The 1,181-nt window shown below is 68.7% G+C and carries 1 protein-coding gene; it reads right to left on the minus strand.

Features of this window, described 5'->3' with window-relative positions; genetic code table 11:
* A partial coding sequence (locus tag VP06_RS16545; protein WP_156295643.1) for a hypothetical protein occupies positions 1-1,167 on the minus strand: 1,167 nt, incomplete at its 3' end.
* Between the last annotated feature and the right edge of the window lie 14 nt (positions 1,168-1,181).

The following is a 1,181-nucleotide window of genomic DNA, read 5'->3' on the forward strand; positions in this document are numbered from 1 at the left end:
TTTTCCATCGGCCGGGGCCAGCACCCAATCGGTGTCCTGGGCGATCGACGCCAGCCCGGGCGGCAGCACGAGGTCGAGGGTGATGACGGCGCCCGAGCGCGGCAGGTTCGCCAGGCTCACCGGCCACAGCGGGTTCCAGCCGACGACGCCATCATCAAGCACGCGCCGGACGACGTGCGCGTGCAACTCGGCCTGGAGCGCCTTGCCGGCATTGTCCATGTGGATGCCGTCCGACTGCACTTGTGTCTGGTACATCGGGCCGAGCATCGTCACGCCCTGACCGAGGCGAGACTTGGCAACATCCAACTGTGCCAACTTCACGCCCGTGTTCGTGGGCACGTTGTTGCTGTCGAACTGGTTCTGCTGGGTCAGGAAGATCTGCGGCGGGACGTTGAACCCGACCGCCGCGTTGATGACTTGCACGTCGGCGCGCAGGTTGTCGATCAGCGTCCCGAGCGGCGTCGCATAGGTGGACCGCCCGTAGGGGCCGGCCTCGCCATGCACGATCACGATGGCATCGGTGTAGGAACGCCGGCCGTAGCGGGCCGCCAGGGGCGGGCACGCCGTGAGGATCGCCATCAGGTTGGTGTAGGGGGTCTGCCCCTTGGCGAAGGCGCTGAGCGGCTGGCCGCCGAAGGTCGACGTGGGCGCAATCACGCCGGGCCCGGCCGGTCCGGCATCCCGGTTCTGTCGTTCCAGGTACAAGCCGAACAGTGTGTTGATGAACTGCTGCCCGCCCTGGCCGTCGAAGAGCGGCACGAGGTCGTCGATCAAGTAGCCGTTGGCGACCGCCCCGCCGAATGCCTTGCCGTAGACGGCCGGTGCGAGGACGTGGCGCGGGTAGGCCGCGCTGGTGATGACGGCGAGATCCCCGCCGCCGCCGCCCGCCTGGCTCTGGCCGAAATAGGCCCGGATCGGCAGCGGCCGGCTGTCGGACACCACGGCGGTGTCGTAGAGACCTCCCTCGATCTGGCGAATGTCGTAAACGGTGCGGTCGGCATCCTGGCGGGTGCCGATCAGCGTGCCGGCCGGACCGTAGCGCAGGTTGAACGGGCGATGGTCGCCTCGGAACGTCGCGGGATCCGGGGTGAGACGCGCGCCTACATCTCGCGCGCCGCGTGCCGATAGGCGGAGGAAGACCCCGTCGCGCTCAAGACCGAAGGGCACCTGGCCAGCCGCAA

It is taken from the genome of Methylobacterium aquaticum (genome assembly GCF_001043915.1).
GTDB lineage: Bacteria > Pseudomonadota > Alphaproteobacteria > Rhizobiales > Beijerinckiaceae > Methylobacterium > Methylobacterium aquaticum.